Consider the following 1,583-nt stretch of genomic DNA (forward strand, 5'->3'; position numbering starts at 1 on the left):
GGTCGATACCCGCCGTGACACCTGCCGATGTCCAGATGTCACCGTCTTTTGTGAAGATGCGATCTCCATCGACTTTGATCCGCGGGAAGGTGCGTTGGAGCTGGCCAACGTATTTCCAATGGGTTGTGGCACGACGCCCATTCAACACGCCAGCGGCAGCCAGAAGAAAGGAACCGGTGCAGACACTCRCAATGCGCCGCGCTTTGCGGAGACTTTTACTGAAGGCGCCGTCGATCGCAAACCCCAGGTTCGCAGGATTGGTCAGCACGTCTCCTCCCGTAAAGAGGATCGTATCGTAGGGCTCCGACCGGATCGCTTCGGTCGCGACCGCCAACCCGGACGAGCTGACGACAAGGCCACCGTCCTTTGAGACGATGTGGAGCCTGTACGGGCCACAGCCATGCTGTCTGCCGGCGCATTCGAATGCCGCCAATGGCCCGCTCAGATCCTGGATCTGAAATTGCGGGTAGACGACAAAAGCGACATCGCGCGTGACGATCGCGGTTTCGTCTTCGATCTTGGCCAGCATGTTCATGTCGGATCCTTCAAAGCCCGGGACTGCTCAAACGCCTCGGCGATTGGCCTGCATCTCTAGCACCTGTTTTTCAAGTCTGCACCTGACTGCGACCAAAAATGAGGGAAGTGCGTCATTTTTCCGCACGAAGGCGTGGTGTAGAGAAGATGGGACGATGGAACATCCGGTCGATACCGCTGATCTCTCCGGCCGTTGGCAACGGCCTGAAGCGCACTTCGCGGCGGTCAAGCCCGTCAGGTTGCAACGAGTGAACAGGACGATATCGGCTCTGAATGCGTCGGTCGTCGCTTTTGACGGCCGGGGCTCGCGCTGGTCGTCTCGGACAATGAGACAGGATCTTGGCTGATGACACCAGTGGATATTGCCGAGGAATTCGCACAAGTTCGCAGGATGCGGATGGCGTCCGTGATCGAGGGAACAACTCTCGTAGCCCTCCTTTTCATCGCGGTGCCTTTGAAGCACCTCCTTGGATTTTCGGTCGCCGTGGCGATCATGGGACCGGTCCACGGAGTTGCGTTTGTCTTTTATGCCTGGACCCTGATCCAGACGGTCTCTGGTGGCGATTTCCGTGGTCCGGAGATCGCGAGAATGATCGTCGCCGCCTTCATCCCTTTCGGCGGCTTTTTCAACGATCGCATGCTGGCACGACGCCAGGCGACGCGACAATCTTCAATCTAGGGAAATCTGATGGACTACCTCTGGCTAAAAGCCATCCACATCGCAGCCGTGATCACCTGGGTCGGCGGCATGTTGACCGTCGCGGTGACGACGACCGCCTTCAGCGCGGTTGCGCGGGGCCCGACCGATGCGGCCCGAGCTGCGTTCTTTGCACAGGTTCGGCGCTGGGACCGAAGGATCACGACACCGGCAATGCTCACGGTTTGGGCCTTCGGACTGGCGCTGGCGGTGACGGGCCAATGGTTTTCACAGCCGTGGCTCAGTGTAAAAATCGCTCTCGTGTTGGTGCTGTCCGCGCTTCATGGCGTGCTTTCGGGTGGCCTCAGGCGCCTTGCCCTCGGGCAACAACCTCACGGTGTCACCACCATCC

The 1,583-nt window shown here is 59.4% G+C and carries 3 protein-coding genes; 2 read left to right on the forward strand and 1 reads right to left on the reverse strand.

Annotated features, from left to right (window positions below; all coding sequences use genetic code 11):
• Positions 1-535 (reverse strand): AraC family transcriptional regulator (locus tag AC1D35_RS36020; protein WP_477942781.1); only part of this gene is annotated, 535 nt, incomplete at its 3' end.
• Between the two features lie 345 nt (positions 536-880).
• Between AC1D35_RS36020 and AC1D35_RS36025 the strand changes: the two genes are divergently transcribed.
• The gene (locus AC1D35_RS36025; RefSeq protein WP_477942783.1) at positions 881-1,213 is read left to right on the forward strand and encodes a DUF3817 domain-containing protein; all 333 of its coding nucleotides are present in this window, start codon (positions 881-883) and stop codon (positions 1,211-1,213) included.
• A 9-nt stretch (positions 1,214-1,222) separates the two neighbouring features.
• The coding region (locus tag AC1D35_RS36030) for a CopD family protein (protein ID WP_477942785.1) at positions 1,223-1,583 on the forward strand (361 nt) is incomplete at its 3' end.

Source organism: Rhizobium sp. P1_E6, assembly GCF_056405875.1.